This is a genomic window from Streptomyces violaceoruber, from assembly GCF_033406955.1.
In the GTDB taxonomy this organism is placed as follows: Bacteria; Actinomycetota; Actinomycetes; order Streptomycetales; family Streptomycetaceae; genus Streptomyces; species Streptomyces violaceoruber.
Genome location: NZ_CP137734.1, coordinates 696649 through 713575 on the forward strand (window position 1 = coordinate 696649; position 16927 = coordinate 713575).

At 70.2% G+C, this 16927-nt stretch carries 15 protein-coding genes and 1 pseudogene; 7 read left to right on the top strand and 9 right to left on the bottom strand.

Annotation, left to right across the window (positions count from 1 at the left end):
- Window positions 1–66: 66 nt before the first annotated feature.
- A pseudogene (locus R2E43_RS03335) lies at window positions 67–3008 on the bottom strand (SpoIIE family protein phosphatase).
- Window positions 3009–3137: 129 nt separating this feature from the next.
- On the bottom strand, window positions 3138–3575 hold the full coding sequence (locus R2E43_RS03340) for a cupin domain-containing protein (RefSeq protein WP_003971985.1): 438 nt from the start codon (window positions 3573–3575) through the stop codon (window positions 3138–3140).
- 262 nt (window positions 3576–3837) lie between these two features.
- Between R2E43_RS03340 and R2E43_RS03345 the strand changes: the two genes are divergently transcribed.
- Window positions 3838–5142, top strand: coding sequence for a CynX/NimT family MFS transporter (locus R2E43_RS03345; protein WP_093458004.1), 1305 nt, complete (start codon window positions 3838–3840; stop codon window positions 5140–5142).
- Window positions 5139–5684 carry a universal stress protein gene (locus R2E43_RS03350; protein ID WP_319710009.1) on the top strand — a complete coding sequence of 182 codons (546 nt, stop codon included), beginning with the start codon at window positions 5139–5141 and terminating at the stop codon, window positions 5682–5684. Before R2E43_RS03345 ends, R2E43_RS03350 begins: the two co-directional genes overlap by 4 nt.
- A gap of 106 nt (window positions 5685–5790) precedes the next feature.
- Here the strand turns inward: R2E43_RS03350 and R2E43_RS03355 are convergent, their stop codons facing one another.
- Window positions 5791–6858: a ferritin-like domain-containing protein gene (locus R2E43_RS03355; protein ID WP_191851358.1), complete on the bottom strand. Its 1068-nt coding sequence runs from the start codon at window positions 6856–6858 to the stop codon at window positions 5791–5793.
- Window positions 6859–7190: 332 nt separating this feature from the next.
- Here R2E43_RS03355 and ilvC point away from each other — a divergent pair, with 332 nt between their 5' ends.
- Window positions 7191–8189, top strand: a complete 999-nt coding sequence (gene ilvC, locus R2E43_RS03360) for a ketol-acid reductoisomerase (protein ID WP_093457566.1) — start codon at window positions 7191–7193, stop codon at window positions 8187–8189.
- 63 nt (window positions 8190–8252) lie between these two features.
- On the opposite strand, the gene R2E43_RS03365 is transcribed toward ilvC, so the two are convergent.
- The 3 genes from R2E43_RS03365 to R2E43_RS03375 form a co-directional block, all read right to left on the bottom strand.
- Entirely contained in the window at window positions 8253–9671 is a 1419-nt protein-coding gene (locus tag R2E43_RS03365; RefSeq protein ID WP_003971990.1) for a sugar porter family MFS transporter, read from the bottom strand.
- Window positions 9672–9814: 143 nt separating this feature from the next.
- The gene (locus R2E43_RS03370; RefSeq protein ID WP_332055890.1) at window positions 9815–10639 is read right to left on the bottom strand and encodes a hypothetical protein; all 825 of its coding nucleotides are present in this window, start codon (window positions 10637–10639) and stop codon (window positions 9815–9817) included.
- Between the two features lie 36 nt (window positions 10640–10675).
- The gene (locus R2E43_RS03375) at window positions 10676–11479 is read right to left on the bottom strand and encodes an SDR family oxidoreductase (RefSeq protein WP_332055891.1); all 804 of its coding nucleotides are present in this window, start codon (window positions 11477–11479) and stop codon (window positions 10676–10678) included.
- A gap of 198 nt (window positions 11480–11677) precedes the next feature.
- Between R2E43_RS03375 and R2E43_RS03380 the strand changes: the two genes are divergently transcribed.
- Window positions 11678–12514 (top strand): GNAT family N-acetyltransferase, encoded by an 837-nt coding sequence (locus tag R2E43_RS03380; RefSeq protein WP_193487048.1) that lies wholly within the window; start codon window positions 11678–11680, stop codon window positions 12512–12514.
- 59 nt (window positions 12515–12573) lie between these two features.
- Here R2E43_RS03380 and R2E43_RS03385 read toward each other — a convergent pair whose 3' ends face one another.
- Together R2E43_RS03385 and R2E43_RS03390 are read right to left on the bottom strand one after the other, a co-directional pair.
- Complete coding sequence (locus tag R2E43_RS03385) at window positions 12574–13404, bottom strand: siderophore-interacting protein (protein WP_332055892.1); 831 nt, start codon at window positions 13402–13404, stop codon at window positions 12574–12576.
- A gap of 121 nt (window positions 13405–13525) precedes the next feature.
- Window positions 13526–14758 carry an NAD(P)/FAD-dependent oxidoreductase gene (locus R2E43_RS03390; RefSeq protein ID WP_332055893.1) on the bottom strand — a complete coding sequence of 411 codons (1233 nt, stop codon included), beginning with the start codon at window positions 14756–14758 and terminating at the stop codon, window positions 13526–13528.
- A 140-nt stretch (window positions 14759–14898) separates the two neighbouring features.
- Here R2E43_RS03390 and R2E43_RS03395 point away from each other — a divergent pair, with 140 nt between their 5' ends.
- The 3 genes from R2E43_RS03395 to R2E43_RS38965 all read left to right on the top strand — a co-directional run bounded on the left by R2E43_RS03395 (window position 14899) and on the right by R2E43_RS38965 (window position 16161).
- Window positions 14899–15366, top strand: a complete 468-nt coding sequence (locus tag R2E43_RS03395) for an RrF2 family transcriptional regulator (RefSeq protein ID WP_189284593.1) — start codon at window positions 14899–14901, stop codon at window positions 15364–15366.
- A gap of 349 nt (window positions 15367–15715) precedes the next feature.
- Window positions 15716–15922, top strand: coding sequence for a hypothetical protein (locus R2E43_RS03400; protein WP_332055894.1), 207 nt, complete (start codon window positions 15716–15718; stop codon window positions 15920–15922).
- An 86-nt stretch (window positions 15923–16008) separates the two neighbouring features.
- On the top strand, window positions 16009–16161 hold the full coding sequence (locus R2E43_RS38965; protein ID WP_408649109.1) for a hypothetical protein: 153 nt from the start codon (window positions 16009–16011) through the stop codon (window positions 16159–16161).
- Window positions 16162–16300: 139 nt separating this feature from the next.
- On the opposite strand, the gene R2E43_RS03410 is transcribed toward R2E43_RS38965, so the two are convergent.
- The gene (locus R2E43_RS03410) at window positions 16301–16756 is read right to left on the bottom strand and encodes a VOC family protein (RefSeq protein WP_003971994.1); all 456 of its coding nucleotides are present in this window, start codon (window positions 16754–16756) and stop codon (window positions 16301–16303) included.
- Window positions 16757–16927 lie beyond the last annotated feature (171 nt).

Genomic DNA, 16927 nt, shown 5'->3' on the forward strand with positions numbered 1-16927 from the left:
GCGGCTATTGTCCGGCAGGTTCGAGCCGGCCCGGCACACCCGGCTCCGGCAAGTCAGGGTGTTCCGTCACGGCTCCTGATCCCCGAAGGGGAGCGCGTCCAGATCCCCGGCGAAGTCCCCGACGACCGGGAACATCCGTGCCAGGGCTTCGGAGGGATCGTCGCGGGGGTTCTCGGCGCCGGCGAGATCCTGCTCGGTCCAGATGCACTTCCCGTTCGCGGTGTAGCGCGTCCCCCAGCGCCGGGAGAGGGCCGTGATCAGTTGCAGTCCGCGGCCTCCCTCGTCGGTGTCCGTCGCCCGGCGAATGCGCGGCATGGTCAGGCTGCCGTCGTACACCTCGCAGATCAACTCCGTGTCGTACAGGAGTCGCAGGACGATGGGGCCCTTGGCGTGCCGGACGACGTTGCCCACGAGTTCGCTGACGATCAGCTCGGTGGCGGGGATCAGATGGTCCATCCCCCATGCGGCGAGTTGCTCACGGACGTGCTGTCGCGCCAGGCCGGCGGTCTTGGGGTCGTCACCGAGCGGCCACCGGGCCATCTTCTCTTCGGGCGTGGCGTGCAGTCGGGCCACGAGCAGGGCCGCGTCGTCGGCCGCCTGCTGGTCGGCGGGGAGCAGACCGGCCGTCAGGGTGTCACAGAGGTGTTCCAGATCGAGGCGCGCGCCGCCCTCACCCGCCGCGGCACCGTACGCGGTGGTCAGCAGACCGGCGAGTGTCCGCATGCCCTGGTCCATCTCGCGGGCGGACGACTCCACCAGCCCGTCGGTGTAGAGCACGAGGAGGCTGCCCTCCGGTACGGTCAACTCCACCGTCTCGAACGGCGGTTCTGCCGCTCCGAGGGGCGGGTCGGGTGCCGGCTCGGGGAACTGGACACTGCCGTCCGGCAGCACGAGCGCGGGTGGAGGGTGGCCCGCACGCGCGATGGAGCAGACGCGTGTGGTGGGGTCGTAGAGCGCGTACAGGCAGGTGACGTAGGACTCCTCGTCCATGCCGCCGACGATGTCGTTGAGATGGCTCATGATCTCGTCGGGGGGCAGTTCGAGGTCGGCGAGGGTGTGGACCGCGGTACGCAGCCGGCCCATCGTCGCCGCCTCCGGCAGACCGTGCCCCATCACGTCGCCCACCACGAGGGCGACCTGCCCGCCCGAGAGCGGAATGATGTCGTACCAGTCGCCCCCCACGTCCATGCCCTGTCCCGCGGGGAGGTAACGGGCCGCCGCGGTGCACGCCGAGACGGAGGGCAGATCCCGCGGGAGGAGCCCGCGCTGGAGTTCGCGGGACCGGGTGTGCTCGGCATCGTAGAGCCTCGCCCGTTCCAGGGACTGGGCCACGAGTGCGGTGATGGTGGTCAGCAGGGTGCGTTCGTCGTCGGTGAGCAGCCGGGGGCGGTCGAAGGCCAGGACGCAGACGCCGAACGTGACGCCCGAGGCCGTCAGCGGCAGGAACGCCCAGGACTCGTGGCCCGGGCGCACCGGCGGCTCGGGGGCGTCGGGTGAGTGCGCGACGGTTCCCCCACGGAGGACAGGAAGAGCGGGGTACCGGACGCTACGACGGCCCAGCGCGGGCCGCGCGACGTCCGGGACAGACCCTCGGCACTGCTGGGGAATCCGTCGTCGTAACCGACCGCGCCCACCGTGTGCAGTGACTCGCCTTCCACCGTCTGCACCAGCAGCCCTACGGCCGCGAACGGTGCCAGTACCCGTGGGGCGAGGGCGTCCACGACGTCGCGCGAGGTCGTGGCCTTGGCGAGCGCGGCGGTCAGCTTCGCGACATGCGCGGCGCGCTCGGACGCGACGCGCTCGGCGGCCTGCCGCTCCTCCTGGAGGCGCCGCTTCTGCGTGACGTCGGTGATGTAGAGCGTCAGGCCGCCCGGGCCGGGGACAAGGCGCAGGTGATACCGGCGGCCCTCGGGCATGCGCACGTCGAAGCTGGCGGGCTCGTCCATGTCGACGGCGCTGCGGAGCCGGCTCTCCATGCCCGGTATCCGCCGCGTCGCGGGCAGGGCCCACGGGACCCGGCCGAGCAGTTCGTCCTCCGGGGAGCCCAGCACGCGCTCCGCTTCGCGATTGGCGAAGATGATCCGCCACTCGTCGTCGAACGCCAGAAATCCGTCGCTCATGTGGCGCAGGGCGCGGCTGAGCGCGTCACGGGCGGACCGGGACTCGTCGTTCTCCCAGCCGACGCCGACCAGCCGGACGGGTTCACCGTGTTCGTCGTACGTCGCCCTGCCGCGCACCCGGACCCAGCCGTAGGTGCCGTCCAGGCGGCGGACACGGTACTCCGCCTCGTACACCGTGTGATCCCGGATCGCGCGCTCCGCCGTGCTGAGAGTCGGTGCCAGGTCGTCCGGATGAATGTTCTTCATCCAGTTCTCGATCTTCCCGACGAAGTCCGCGGCTCTGGTGCCGAACACTTCCAGGGCCGCCTCGTCCCAGGCGAGACGCCCGGTGCGGATGTCCCACTCCCATGAGCCGACGCTGACCTCGTGAAGAGCGTGGCTCAGCCGCTCGCCGCTCAGCTCGGTGTGCGCCGGCCCGGCGGCCGGCGGCGCCTGGGCCATGCGCTCCTCGGTCCAGGCGGACACGGCCCTCAGGAAGTCCCACTGCTGTGGCGTGGGCGCTCCGCCGTCGCTCATGACGACGGAGAGCGCTCCGATGCTGCGATCCCTGCCGGTCAGCGGAACGGCGGCCAGGCCACTGCCCTGAACCGGCCCCTTCGTGGTCATGGGGGTCTCGGTGCCGGCAGGCGACCAGACGCCGCTGCCCACGTAGAGGGCGCGGGCGGGGGCCAGTTGGCCCTCCTGATCGATGATCTCCCAGGGAAGCGTGACGACCGACGGCAGACCTACGGCCGAGACCAGCCGCAGCGCGGACATGGGGCCGCGGAGATGGATCATTCCCCCCAGGCCGCCCAGCTCACCCACGACGTGCTGGAGCGCCAGCCTGAAGATCTCACTCTCCGTCGCACCTGGCCCCACGCCACTGAGCAACGCAAGCCGTGCGTTCATGGCCTAAATCTTACCGCTTCTTCGAAGATTGTTGACTTTGGAGCGGATGTCACACCTACCGGTCGACCAGCGTCCGTCGGTCGTCAACACGGTTGTTTCGCGGAAGAGTTTACTTCCGGGGCCGGGAGCCTACTCGGGCAGGTCGCAGCCCGGCGCGGGAGCGTCCTCGGACAGCGGCGCACCGTGCGGCATGACGTACAGGACGTCCAGGACGACGTCGTCCGCACCGCGGTTCTCACCGATGTGCACGTGGTCCGCGCCCGCCGGCTCCTTCAGGAAGCTGCCCTTCTTGTACACGCCGTCCGAGGCGCAGTTGCTGTCGAAGTGGCTGAGCGTGCCCTGCTTGACGTAGGCGAACAGGGTGCCGTCGTGGTAGTGCCATCCGGTCGCCTGACCGGCGGGGATGGTGATCTCACGGAGTACGTAGTCCCGTCCGCCCTCGGTCCACTGCGCCAGGATCGTGCCGCTGACGCCGGGCCCGCCGGGCGTGGCCTGGGCGATGCCCGGGGTCAGCGAGAGTCCGACGAGCGCGGTTCCTACCGCTGCTGCACGCAACGTGGTGCGCATGGTGATTCCCTTCGGGAGATGAGTGGTTGACCGGCCGCGGGATGCCGACGACCAGTTCACACGACACACTGTATTACTACTGTGCCCGTCCGTGAACAGTGTGATCGCGTCACGAGCTCGTCGAAAACACGTCAGCGGGCGCCCGCACGGCGGGATAGTGTCACCGCGAGTGGAGGCATCCCGTCATTCCATGAGCAACATCACACCTCACAGTGTGCCCGAGGGACGTCCTCAAACATCCCATCATTCTACGATGCTGGTCATGCGCAGTGAGGAAGAACAAGTGCGCGGTCCAGACGACCGCGACGGCATCGACACGTCCACGAACCTCTCCGAGGATCGCGTCACGGGCCGCTCCGGGCGGTGGCGCGACCAACTGCTCGTCGCCGGACTGGTCCTGACCGCGTGCAACCTGCGGCCCGCCGTCACCAGCCTCGGCCCGCTGCTGGAGGAAGTGCGGCACGGACTCCACATGGGCGCGGCCGTCGCCGGTGTGCTCACTTCCGTTCCCGCCCTGTGCTTCTCCGTGTTCGGTGTCGCCGCTCCGCGGCTCGCCCGGCGCCTCGGCCCCGCCCGCGTGGTGGCTCTGGGCATGGCAGCCGTCGCCCTGGGCCTGCTCGTGCGTCCCTGGGTCGGTTCGGTGCCCGGGTTCCTGACCGCGAGCGCTCTCGCGCTCATGGGCATCGCCCTCAGCAACGTCCTGATGCCGGTCGTCGTCAAGCGCTACTTCCCCGACAGGGTCGGCGCCATGACGGGTCTCTACTCGATGGCCCTCTCGCTCGGCACGGCCGTCGCCGCCGGAGTGACCGTGCCGGTGACGAGTGCCCTGGGAGGTGACTGGCGACTCGGCCTCGCGGTCTGGGGCGCTCTCGCGGTGGTGGCCGTCCTGCCCTGGCTGCCCTTCGTCCGAAAGGGCGAGCCGGCCACTTCCTCCGGCGCGGTCCGGTCGGCCGGGGGGCCGACGGCGGACCACCCCGTACCCCGCGTGTCACGGAGCCGCACGGCCTGGGCGCTCGCGGTCTTCATGGGGCTCCAGTCGACCGGTGCCTACATCACCATGGGCTGGCTGCCTCAGATCTACCGCGACGCGGGCCTGCCCGCCGGCACCGCGGGGCTGCTGCTGGCCGTCACCATGGCGGTGGGTGTCCCCCTCGCGTTCGCCATTCCACGGATGGCGGCGCGCCGTCCGCACCAGGGCCCGGTCGTCCTGGTCCTGGGTGTGGCGGGACTCGTCGGTTACGCCGGGCTGTACTTCGCCCCGGTGGGCGGCGCCTGGGCGTGGGCCCTCATCCTGGGCGTCGCCAACTGCACGTTCCCCCTCGCGCTGACGATGGTGAGTCTGCGGGCCAGGACCAGCACGGGCGTGGCCCAACTGTCGGCCTTCGCCCAGAGCGTGGGGTACCTGCTGGCGATCCCGGGACCGATCCTCATCGGAACGCTCTACGCACACAGTGGCGGCTGGGGTCTGCCGATCGCGGTGATGAGCGCGCTGCTCGTACCGCAGATGGCCGTCGGATACGCGGCGGGCCGCGACCGCGTCGTCGAGGACGAACTCGCCCACCGTTGACGGGGGCGCAAGCGCCGCGAAGGACCAGTGGCACCGCCCGCACGGCCGCGCTCCCGCGGTCGTGCACGAAGAGGAAGAAGATCATGTTCGAACGCATACTCGTTGCTGTCGATTCCAGCCCCACCCGTCTGACCACCGTTCACTCGGCCGCCGCGATGGCCCGGCTGACGGGTGCCAGGGTCCGGGTGCTGCACGTCGCCGCGTCCGCTGCCACGCTTGCCGCTGTCGTTCCCCTGGAGGACGACTCGGAGGCGGAGTCCGTGCTCGACGAAGCGGTCGGAGTGCTGCGCCGGAGCGGGGTCCCGGCCGAAGGAGTCATGGTCCATGCGCTCACCACGCAGATCGCCGGCGTGATCTCCGAGACCGCGGCCGCGTGGAAGGCGGACCTTCTGGTACTGACACCGCACCGCCGCGACATGTTCGGCGCGCTGTGGGACCCCCGGGTGAGCGACGCCGTCGTCCACACGGGGCGCACCGCCGTACTCCTGGTGCCGGAGGGCGACGGGAACGATCCGGCCGAACCGCCGGTGACAGACCGGTAGGGCCCGGCCCCAGCCGTCCGGCACCCCGTGCACGCCGACGCGCGACCGAGCAGTACCGGTCGCGCGTCGGTCGGGGACGAAGACCTCGTCGGGACGGACGGGTGGGCTAGGACCGGTCCTCGGGTGCCACGTACTCGAACGTCGGGCCCGCGGCCTGGCCGTCGTCGTCCTGGAGGGCCATCAGACCCTGCGCCTGTGCCTTGAGCGCGTACATGGTGCCCACGGACATCCCCAGCATCGCCGGGTTGCCGTTGAACGCCTGCTCCAGCATCTCGAGTGTCTTGCAGTAGGTCTGGTTGAACACTTCCTGGGCGGCTCGGATCGCGCTGCCCTCGGGGTGGTCGGCCAACCGCGGGTTGGGCCGTACGGGGCGGATGCCGGCCTCGTCGACGGTCACCGCCTCGCCGGTGGGACCGGAGTCGGGCGTGTCACCGGTCTGGTAGCGCCGGCCCAGCGCGAGTTCCTGGAAGCGGTAGTAGTGGGAGACGGCCCGGGTCCCGGGGTGGAACATGTCCTTGTCCCCGTCCCAGACCTCGGCACGGGCGGCACCCTCACCCTGCTCGACGATCTCCTCCAGGGCGGCGAGCGCCGAGCTGAGGTCGGTGACCGGAGCGAGGTGCCCCGCCGTGTGGACGAACGGGCCGCCGGCGACCTGACGGGCCGGGTCCCCGACGAAGACCTGGTCCTCGCCCAGTTCGGCGCACAGGTGCCGCAGGCCCCTCTCGATCGCGTCGTAGAACTGGCCGATCGTCTCGTAGTGATCGCCCTCGGCCGGGTCGCCGGGACGGGCCGGCTGTTCCAGGCGCAGGAACAGCCTGAGCGCCTCCTGGCCGAACGGCAGGAGGGACAGCTCGATGGACGGGTCGGCGTGCGGCATCGTCCGTGGGTGGGGCGGCAGCAGGTGGGGGGCGTCGAGGACAGGCCGGCCGCCGACCGCGTTGAGCAGGTTGGCCGCCAGCGCGAGGTGGATCATCTCCTCGACGAAGACACCGCTGATGAGCTGTACGGCGTCCGCGTTCCGCTCCGGGTCCAGGGAGTAGAGGGCTGTCAGATAGGGGGGCAGCGTGGAGTGTTCGACCTCGATGGCCCACTGCAGGTGCCTGCGCAGATCGTCCAGCGTCGCGATGCCGGCCGCCGATGCGGGGTCGAGCGTGTCGGTCTGGTCCTGAGACATGGGGGCTCATTTCGGTGTCGTAGCGCAAGGGGCCCCGGCCGCCGGGCATCGCGGAAGCCGACGGAACGGGCACGCCGTTGGGGTCACTGCTCTGACCGGCGAAGCCGGACATCTGTGACACGGACCCGAACTCCGCAGGTCGTTCACACTGTTTCGGACACGTCACCTGCTCATTCCGATGCACTGTGCACGTGAGATAGTGTCATGTTCGTCGGCCGGCGGGTGGCCGTGCCCCGGTTCCGGCCTCGTTCCGCTGGTCAAGTCTGTGGCCCGGGCCCTTCTGGGCCTGTTCCTCCGTCCCCGCTCGGGGAGTTCTCCGAAAGGTGTGTCTCATGGCTGAGTTGTTCTACGACGCCGACGCCGACCTGTCCATCATCCAGGGCCGCAAGGTCGCGGTCATCGGGTACGGCAGCCAGGGCCACGCCCACGCCCTGTCGCTGCGCGACTCCGGTGTCGACGTGCGCGTCGGTCTGCACGAGGGCTCCAAGTCCAAGGCCAAGGCCGAGGAGCAGGGCCTGCGCGTCGTGCCGGTGGCCGAGGCCGCCGCCGAGGCCGACGTCATCATGGTGCTCATCCCCGACCCCATCCAGGGTGACGTCTACGAGAAGGACATCAAGGACAACCTGAAGGACGGCGACGCGCTGTTCTTCGGTCACGGTCTGAACATCCGCTACGGCTTCGTCAAGCCCCCGGCCGGCGTGGACGTCTGCATGGTCGCCCCCAAGGGCCCGGGCCACCTGGTGCGCCGTCAGTACGAGGAGGGCCGCGGCGTGCCCTGTCTCGTGGCCGTAGAGCAGGACGCCACGGGCAACGCCTTCGCGCTGGCCCTGTCGTACGCGAAGGGCATCGGCGGCACCCGCGCCGGCGTCATCAGGACGACCTTCACTGAGGAGACCGAGACCGACCTCTTCGGCGAGCAGGCCGTCCTCGCCGGCGGTGTCACCGCGCTGGTGAAGGCGGGCTTCGAGACGCTGACCGAGGCCGGTTACCAGCCGGAGATCGCCTACTTCGAGTGCCTGCACGAGCTGAAGCTGATCGTGGACCTCATGTACGAGGGCGGCCTGGAGAAGATGCGCTGGTCGATCTCCGAGACCGCCGAGTGGGGCGACTACGTCACCGGCCCGCGGATCATCACCGACGTCACCAAGGCCGAGATGAGGAAGGTCCTCGCCGAGATCCAGGACGGCACCTTCGCCAAGAACTGGATGGACGAGTACCACGGCGGTCTGAAGAAGTACAACGAGTACAAGAAGCAGGACTCCGAGCACCTCCTGGAGACCACCGGCAAGGAGCTGCGCAAGCTCATGAGCTGGGTCGACGAAGAGGCGTGACATCCGGGCAGGCCGGTGGGCGCGCCACGGCGGCGCGCCCACCGGCCTGCTGGTCGGTCCGGGTCAGCCCATTTCCTCCAGGGCCTTGCCCTTGGTCTCCTTCACGAACTTGAGGACGAAGGGGATGGAGAGGGCGGCGAAGATCGTGTAGATCACGTAGGTGCCGGAGAGGTTCCAGTCGGCCAGTGACGGGAAGCTCGCGGTGATGGCCCAGTTGGCGATCCACTGCGCGGAGGCGGCCACGCCCAGCGCGGCGGCGCGGATCCGGTTGGGGAACATCTCGCCGAGGAAGACCCACACGACCACACCCCACGACAGGGCGAAGAAGAGGACGAAGACGTGGGCGGCGATCAGGGCGACCCAGCCCTGGGTGGCCGGTAGTTTCCCGTCGACCAGGTCGAAGGAGAAGGCCCAGGCCTCCAGCGCCAGCCCGATCACCATGCCGACGGAACCGATCAGGGCGAGCGGCTTGCGGCCGACGCGGTCCACGAAGATCATCGCGATCACGGTGCCGACGATGTTGATGATCGACGTCGTGAACGAGTAGAAGAACGAGTCGGCGGGGTCGACGCCGACCGACTGCCACAGCGTCGAGGAGTAGTAGAACGCGACGTTGATGCCGACGAACTGCTGGAAGACCGACAGGCCGATACCGATCCACACGATCGGCTTGAAGAAGAAGCTGCCGCCGAGGAGGTCCTTGAAGGAGGACTTCTCCTCGCGGTGCATGGCGTGCTCGATCTCGGTGACGCGGGCGTCGAAGTCCACGTCCTTGCCCTCGACCTCCTCGAGGATCTTCTTGGCGCGCTCGCGCTTGCCCACCGAGATCAGGAAGCGGGGGGACTCGGGGATGGCGAAGGACAGCAGGCCGTACAGGACGGCCGGGATCACCATGACGCCGAGCATGACCTGCCAGGCCTCCAGGCCCATCAGCTCGCCGCGCTGGTCACCGCCGGCGGCGTTCAGCAGACCCCAGTTGACCAGCTGGGAGACGGCGATACCGATGACGATCGCGGCCTGCTGGAAGGAACCGAGCCGGCCGCGGTAGGCGGGCGGGGACACCTCGGCGATGTAGGCGGGGCCGATCACCGAGGCCATGCCGATCGCGAAGCCGCCGATGATCCGCCACATGGCCAGGTCCCACAGCGCGAAGGGCAGCGCGGAGCCGACGGCGCTCACCGTGAACAGGACCGCGGCGATCTGCATGCACCGGATACGGCCGATACGGTCCGCGATACGGCCCGCGGTCGCGGCACCGATGGCACAGCCGATCAGAGCCACGGCGATGACCTGCGCCAGCACCGCGGAACCGACGTCGTAGCGGTCCCGGATCGCCTCGACCGCACCGTTGATCACGGAACTGTCGTAACCGAACAGGAAACCGCCCATCGCGGCCGCCGCCGCGATGAAGATGACGTGCCCGAGATGATCGGGATGAGCCGTCCCGGCTCCTGGACTGGGCGCCTGCGATGTGCTGGCCACGTGTACTCCTCGGACTACCGGCAACGCTGCCGGGACGGTATGGGCGAACTCTCGTCCCTAAAGACCGTCTTCGCCCGACCGATGTGACACATATGCTCCGCTTTGCGCGAAGTGTATCGGCGCCAGTCTCCCGAAGGACGGACTCAGCTCCAGTAGTCGCTCAGTCGATCGGTACGGGACAGCTCACGCTGCTCCCGCGGGGTCAGCGGGCGCGGGGCGGCGGCCGCTTCGACGGCCTTGACCGCGCCCTCGCTCAGTACTCCCCCGGCGCTCAGTTCCTCAAGGAGCCGGGACAGGGCGTCGGTGTGCGCCGCGACCTGTTCCAGGGCCCGGTCCAGCCGCGGCCGGGCTGCGAGGTCCAGCGCAGAGGGTGCCGTTTCGGGGCTGCCCTCGTCGCCGACGAGTTCCAGGTGATGACGCCGGCCCCCTTCCTCGGTCCGCTGCCACACACAACGTCCGAAGCGCATGCGCACCGGCGTGTCGCTGATGCCCCGGCGCGTGACGTCGTACCAGGCACCGGGCTCCCCGAGGAGTTCCTCCAGGTGCTCGTCGTCCTCACCGCTCAGTTCCGCGACGACCGTCACCGTGATGGTGTCCTCGTCGGCCCGTTCCCTGTACATGCCCGGGACGATGCGCACTCCCCCGACCTCGAGGGCTTCGGCATACAGGATCTCGACCTCCTGGATCTCGATCCGGTAGACGTAGATCTCGGGCCGGCGGCCCTGGGAGGATGCGGTCCAGCCCTCCGAGACGCGCCACGCCGCGTCGCTCCCTTGCAGGTGGTCTCCGTCCGGCGTGGCGGCCGCCCTGAGTTCGGCGTCCAGCTCCTGGTGCCGCTCGTCGGGTACGTGCAGTTGCAGGGCGTACCGGCGCAGGGGCCGACCGCTGTGGGCGGAGGTGACGGGAGGCAGTTCGGCGGCCGTGATCTCGCGGAGCGCGCCGAGCAGCGTGAGGTTGAGGGTCGTCATCAGCGGTTCTCTCTCGTGCCGTTCGTGTCGTCGGGGTCAGGAGGTGGTGTCCGGCGCGGGCCGGCCGGTGAACCATTCCCGGTAGGTGGTTCGCGCGATGAAGGCGTCGGGGCCCGGCAGCAGGTCCCGGGGCCGGAGCCGCGCGCCGTAGAAGGGGCTGAGGGCGTCAGTACGGACCTGCCGGTACTCCGCCTCCGTCAGCAGGGCCGTGCGCACGAACGCGTCCAGCCGGAACTGCTCGGGACCCGCGATCTCACGTACTCCGTTCACAGGCCGCGTCACGGCGGTGTGCGCGAGCAGCGTCGCCACGTCGGTGAGGGAGACCGGGCGCACCTCGGCGGGCGGAACCCACACGATCCAGTCCTCGGTGGCCGCTGTCGCGATGTCCTCCGCCGCGTCGAAGGTCTGTGTGGCGCGAAGGATGGAGTACGGGATCCCGGACCGCCGGACCATGGCCTCTCGGTTCCTGAGCGCCCGGAACACCCCCTCACGGCCGATACGGTCCACGCCGACGACGGAGAGGCACACATGGTGACGGACGCCGGCGGCGGCCCCTGCTCTGAGGAGTGCGCCGGTGGATCCGGCCCAGGAGTCCACCAGGGCCGCCTCGTCCACGACCAGACCGTGGTCCTCCGCGAGGGTGCCGATGTCGACGGACGGCTGATGGGCGAGGTCGACGAGCACGGAGCAGCCCCGCAGCGCCTCGGCGACCTCGTCGGAGAGGGGCGCGTGCGGGTCGCCGGGGGCCTGGACGAGGGCGACCTCGTGTCCGTGGTCCCTGACGCAGAGCGCGGTCTCGACGCCCATGAGACCTCCACCGTCGACCACCACGACCTTCATACGACTGACCCTCCTGGCCTTGTGCCACCGACCGGACCGTGCGAGCAGCCACGGGACGGTGTCGGTGCGTCCACCGGCGATCGGCTGAGCGTTTGACCGGACGGGCGGCCGATGTGTGACACGGAGAACGCCCCCGGTCGGCGATGGCTCACACTGAGCGGGACGGCATCACGATGTGAAGCGAAGGGGACAGTGTCAATGGTGGATTCGACCGGCGCGGCCGGAACGTCGCACGACGCAGTGCGGCTCCAGGACGGCGTGGCGGCCTCCCCAGCCATGGCGTCCGTGTTCGCCAACTTCCGCCAGTACCTCATGGGATGGGGCGCCGCGGACCGCCCGGACCTCGGTGTCGACCTCTTTCGCAGCGGCCTGGCCGCCCCGCAGTTCAACGGCGTGGTGCGCGTACGGTCGACGGCCGGGACGGACGTGGCGGCCGTCCGCAGGGAGCTGGCGGGGGTTCCCTGGTGGTGGTGGGTGGGGCCGGACAGCCCCGAGGAGACCGCGGATGTCCTGAGGCACCACGGTGGACGGCAGCTCACGGTGATGCCGGTGATGGTGCGGCCGCTCGGCGCCCCGGTCGCCGGGCACGACCGGCCGGACGACGACGCACGTACCCGGTCCGGCCTGCGTGTGGAGCCGGTGCGGGACGGCGGGCGCCTGCGGGAACTCGTACGGACCTACCGGACGTCCATGGGTATCGGCCCGGGGCCGGAGGCCGGGATGGTACGCGCCGAGTCGCAGCGTGGGGACAACGCGGACATAGTCCGGCTGGCCGCGGTGCTGGACGGCCGAGTGGTCGGGACGACCGTGCTGATCACCGCGCATTCCGTGGCCGGGATCTTCCTCGTGCACGTGGCCGCGGAGCTGCGCCGGCAGGGGGTCGCGACGGCGTTGACGTCCGCCGCGCTCCGCGTGGGCCGAGAGCGCGGGATGCACTTCGCCGCGCTCGTGGCCAGCCCCGCCGGGGAGCCGTTGTACCGACGGTTCGGCTTCACGGCGGCGTACCGGTACCGTCTCTTCGACTTCCCGGACTGAACCAGGACGATCACGCCGATCCACCGCTCGGCCTGCGGTCACGGGCCGAGCGGTGGGGCTCACTCGCCCTCGGCCTTGCCCCGGCTCCAGTATCCCGAGAAATACACGCGTTCCCGGTCCATACCACGCTCGTGGACGAGATGCGCGCGTATGTCCCGCGCGACCGACTGTTCCGTGGCGAGCCACACGTATCCCGGCCCGGCCGGAAGACTGGCGCGGCGGACGGCGGAGACGAGCGACGCACCGTGGTCGTCGTCGCCGGATCCGCTGCCGCCGTCCCGGGGGAGCCAGGTGACCGTCGTACCGACGCGGGTGGTCAGGGGCAGCTCCGCGGAGGCATCGGTCACGCTGACGTAGGCATGGGTGGTCGCCGGTGCGGAAGGCGATTCGAGAATGGCCGCGACCGCGGGCAGGGCGGTGTCGTCGCCGACGACGAGTTGCCACCCGGTGTCGGTGGGCGGGTCGTAGGCGGCGACGGAACCGAAGAAGGCGGCCGGCTGTCCGGGAACCGCGTCGATCGCCCACCGGGTGGCGGGCCCCACCGGCGTGTGCAGTGCGAAGTCGATCTCCACTTCGCCGGTCGACGGGTCATGGCTCCTGATGGTGTAGGTCCGCATGACGGGGCGTTCCGCGTCCGGCAGTTCACGCATCTGTCTCGGGGTCAGGCCGTGCAGCGCGTCGAGGCTTTGAGACGGATGGCGGGGCATGAGGAGCTTGATGCGCTGGTCCGGGCCGTCGCCCACGAATTCGATGAGGGACTCGCCCCTCAGAGTCACCCTGATCATGTGCGGGGTGAGTTTCCTGTTGCGCGCGACGCGGACCGAGAAGAGCCGGGCGGGGCGGCCGGTCAGACCGACGGGGCCACGAGTCGGTGTCGAGGGGACTGCCATGTCTCCCCCTCCTTTCGCCGGTTCTGAGAGGCGGTGATTGGTGCGGATGCCCGGCGGGGCGGACGGCGTCTGCGTGCCGCCCCGCCGGGCGAGGGTGCGTCGTCGGTTCCTGCCGGACGGACTAGCGGACCTCGGCGGTCTGCTTGTTGGCGCCGTTGGCGAAGCGTCCGGCGTGGGCGAGGATGGCCTCCGCGTCGTCGACGGAGGGATAGATCCAGCGGGCGTTGATGTTCCTCTTGCGCGTCTTGGCCTCCTCTCCGGTCAGATCGATGGTCCGGTCCCATCCGATGGTCTCGACGGCGTACTCGGGGCCCAGGTCCAGGCACGTGGTGTACGGGTCGGGCTCGAACGGGCGGACATCGCTGCCCAGGACGTCCGCCACAACGTTGTGCCCGGCGAACTTGCCCATGGGCTGCGCGTGCTGGCAGCTCTGCATCGCGAAGTGCTCGTCCTCGGCCTGTGCGGCGGCCGTGTCACCGGCCGCGTAGACGTGCGGAACGTTCTTGACCCGGAGGTGTTCGTCGACGGCGAGGCGGCCCAGGCGGTCGCGTTCGCCCGGGATCTGGGCCGTCAGCGGGCTGGCGACGGTACCGCCGGTCCACACGACGGTGGACGTGGGGATGACCTCGCCGTCGGAGAGGACGACCTGGTCGGCGGTGACGGACTCCACGGTGCGGCCCAGCCGCAGCTCGACACCCAGGGCCTCGACGGCCGACTCGATGTAGGGGCGGGGTCCGGCTCCCAGCTCGGGGCCGAGAACGTCGGCCCGGTCGACGAGGACGACGCGGACCTCGTCGTGCGCGTCGTGCGGTCCCGCGATGGCGCGCAGTCGCTCGCCCATGGCCGTGGCGACCTCCAGCCCGGTGAACCCGGCGCCGACCACGACAACGGTGTGACGGCCGGCGGACAGCGCCCGCTCCGGCAGCCGCCGCAGGTGGTGGTCGAGTACGGTCGCCGCGGGCAGCGTGTCGACGTCGAAGAGGTGCTCCGCGCCCGGGAAGGGCGCTCGCACGAGCCGGCTCCCCGTGGCCAGGACCAGCTTGTCGTAGTCCAGCTCCGTTTCCTCGCCGAACCGGGTGACGGCGCGGACGGTACGGGCGTCGGTGTCGATGGCCGTGACCGTCGCGGCGAGCCGGCGCACCCCGATGGGGCCGAGGACCCGGTCCAGCGGGACGCGCATCGAGCCCGGATCCTCCTCGTACAGCCGCGGCCGCATCACCAGGTCGTCCCCTGCGCTGATGAGCGTCACGCGGATGTCGTCACCCGCCCGGCCCGCCGCGCGCGCGGCCCTGACCGCTCCGGCGGCGCTCCAGACGCCGGCGAATCCGCCACCGATCACCAGGATGTGTGTCATGTCGTGCATGTCCTCTCAGGCGTGTCACGAGGGCTTCGTCGAAACCCACTACCTGGACATTAAATATCCTGGATATAATTTGTCAACGTTCGTTCTCCGTCGCACTCGACCGGCCGGCCAGGACTTAAACTGGCCACATCATGCGTATGAGCAAGGGCGTCGAGTGGGCCCTCCACACACTGCTGAACCTCCACATGACCGGCGGCGGTCCCGTCGGGAACGCGCAGCTGGCCGCCGTGCACGGCCTGTCGTCCACGTACCTCAACAAGCAGTTGCAGGCCTTGGTGAAGGCCGGACTGCTGACCTCCGTTCCCGGTGCGCGCGGCGGGTTCCAGCTCGCCAGGCCGCTGGACCGGATCACGCTGCTGGACGTGGTCGAGGCGATCGAGGGTGACGCCCGCATCTTTCACTGCGCCGAGATCCGGTGCTGCGGCCGCGTGGGAGAGATCGCCCCGGCGCCCACGGAGCCCTGTCCGGTCAAGATGGCCATGGTGCGCGCCGAGGACGCCTGGCGTCAGGCGCTGGCCGGCCAGACACTGGCCGAGGTGCATGCCGAGCTGGAGCGGCGGCCCGAGGTGACCGGGGCGGTTCGCACGGCGCTGAGCTGACCGGCACCGGGACCACCACGGCGCACCGGCGCCTCGTGGGCCGCCTCTCCCCTGTCCACGGCACCGGGCCGAGCGGTTCGGACCTCGCGCCCGGCCGATCACCGACTCGGCGCGGCCCTGTACGGCGAAGGACGCGGGGACAGCACTCCGAACAAATCGGCGCCCAAAGCAACCAAGCACCGGAAGGAGTGCCGTGCCGCACGTCCACATCACCCTCTCGCCACGGATCACCGACGCCCTCGACCACTCGGACCTGGTGACGGCTCTCAATGCGCTCGTGGTCGGCCGGAGTGGCTCCAGGGGTGTGTCCAAGACCTCGATGAGCCCGGTCGAGACGTACGGAGGCGGAATGGTGATGCACGTCGAAGTCGCCCTCCTGCACGGAAGGTCTTCGGCGGTGAAGGCACACCTGTCCGAAGGCGTGCTGGAACTCATCGCCGCTCACCTGAGTGAAGCAGGCATGGACGCGGTTGACCTGTCGGTCGTGGTGCGGGACCTGCCGGACTCCTACCGTCTCTCACAGGGCCGGTCACACGCCGGCACCGCACAGACCTGAGGGAGACGGTTCGGCCGGTCGCGAACCCACCAGGCGCTTGAACACTCACCCTCGAGCACGACGGCGGTCAGCGACTCACCCTGGCCTTGACACCGCGGTCCGTACCCGTCACCGCGGACGAGCCGAAGCCGTACCGGAACGCCGACGGGGTCCTGGGCCCGGCGCGGACGGCCGAGGTCAACGGCGAGAAGGTCGGTGAGGACCCGCTGTCCAGCATGAGCCGGACCTTCGAGAGATGACCGCCTGCTCCTCCCTCGGACCCTGACGAACACCGTCGTCCCCGGCGCCGAACCCGCACCGCTCCCGGCCGGCCGGCGAAGTCCGCCGGGAGCGGGCCGTGAACGACCCGCGCCGGCGGACTTCGCCGGTCCGCGGGCCTCAACCGGACTCGGCGGGGGCTTCCGCCTGGATGCCCCGCAGCAGGCCGGTGGACTGGCCCACCTCAATGAGGTAGCCGTCGGGGTCGCGCAGGTAGCAGCGCAGCTCGGCACCGCGATCGACGGGTTCGGTGAGGAAGTCCGCGCCCTGGGCGACCGCGTGCGCGTAGAAGGCGGGCAGGTCGGCCACCCGCACGTTGAGGAAGCTGGACACGCGCTCACCGCTTCGGGGCGGCTCCAGCGTGACCCCCGGCTTGTCGGGGGTGGGGCCGCCACCGGGATTCATGATGATCCAGCTGTTGGCGACCTTCACCATCGCCGGGTTCTCCGCCATCACCACCTCTCCGCCGAAGACATCGGCGTAGAAGCGCCGGGAGACGGCGACGTCGCGCACCGTGAGGAAGTGCGTGAGCAGGAGGCCGTGTTGCGGTGCGGGCAGCTTCCCTGGTGGTGTCATCGACCCGTCGTCCCTTCATGAGCCCGAGCTGTCACGGGTCGGCTCCGGACGTCCGGCCCGTCGGCGTCCACGCGGGTGCCGTTGTCGCACCCGCGTGCGCCTGCGACATGTGACCGGACCGGGGGGCCGTTCGTGACACCGGTGATCGCCCTCGCCGGAGGGAGGCACCGG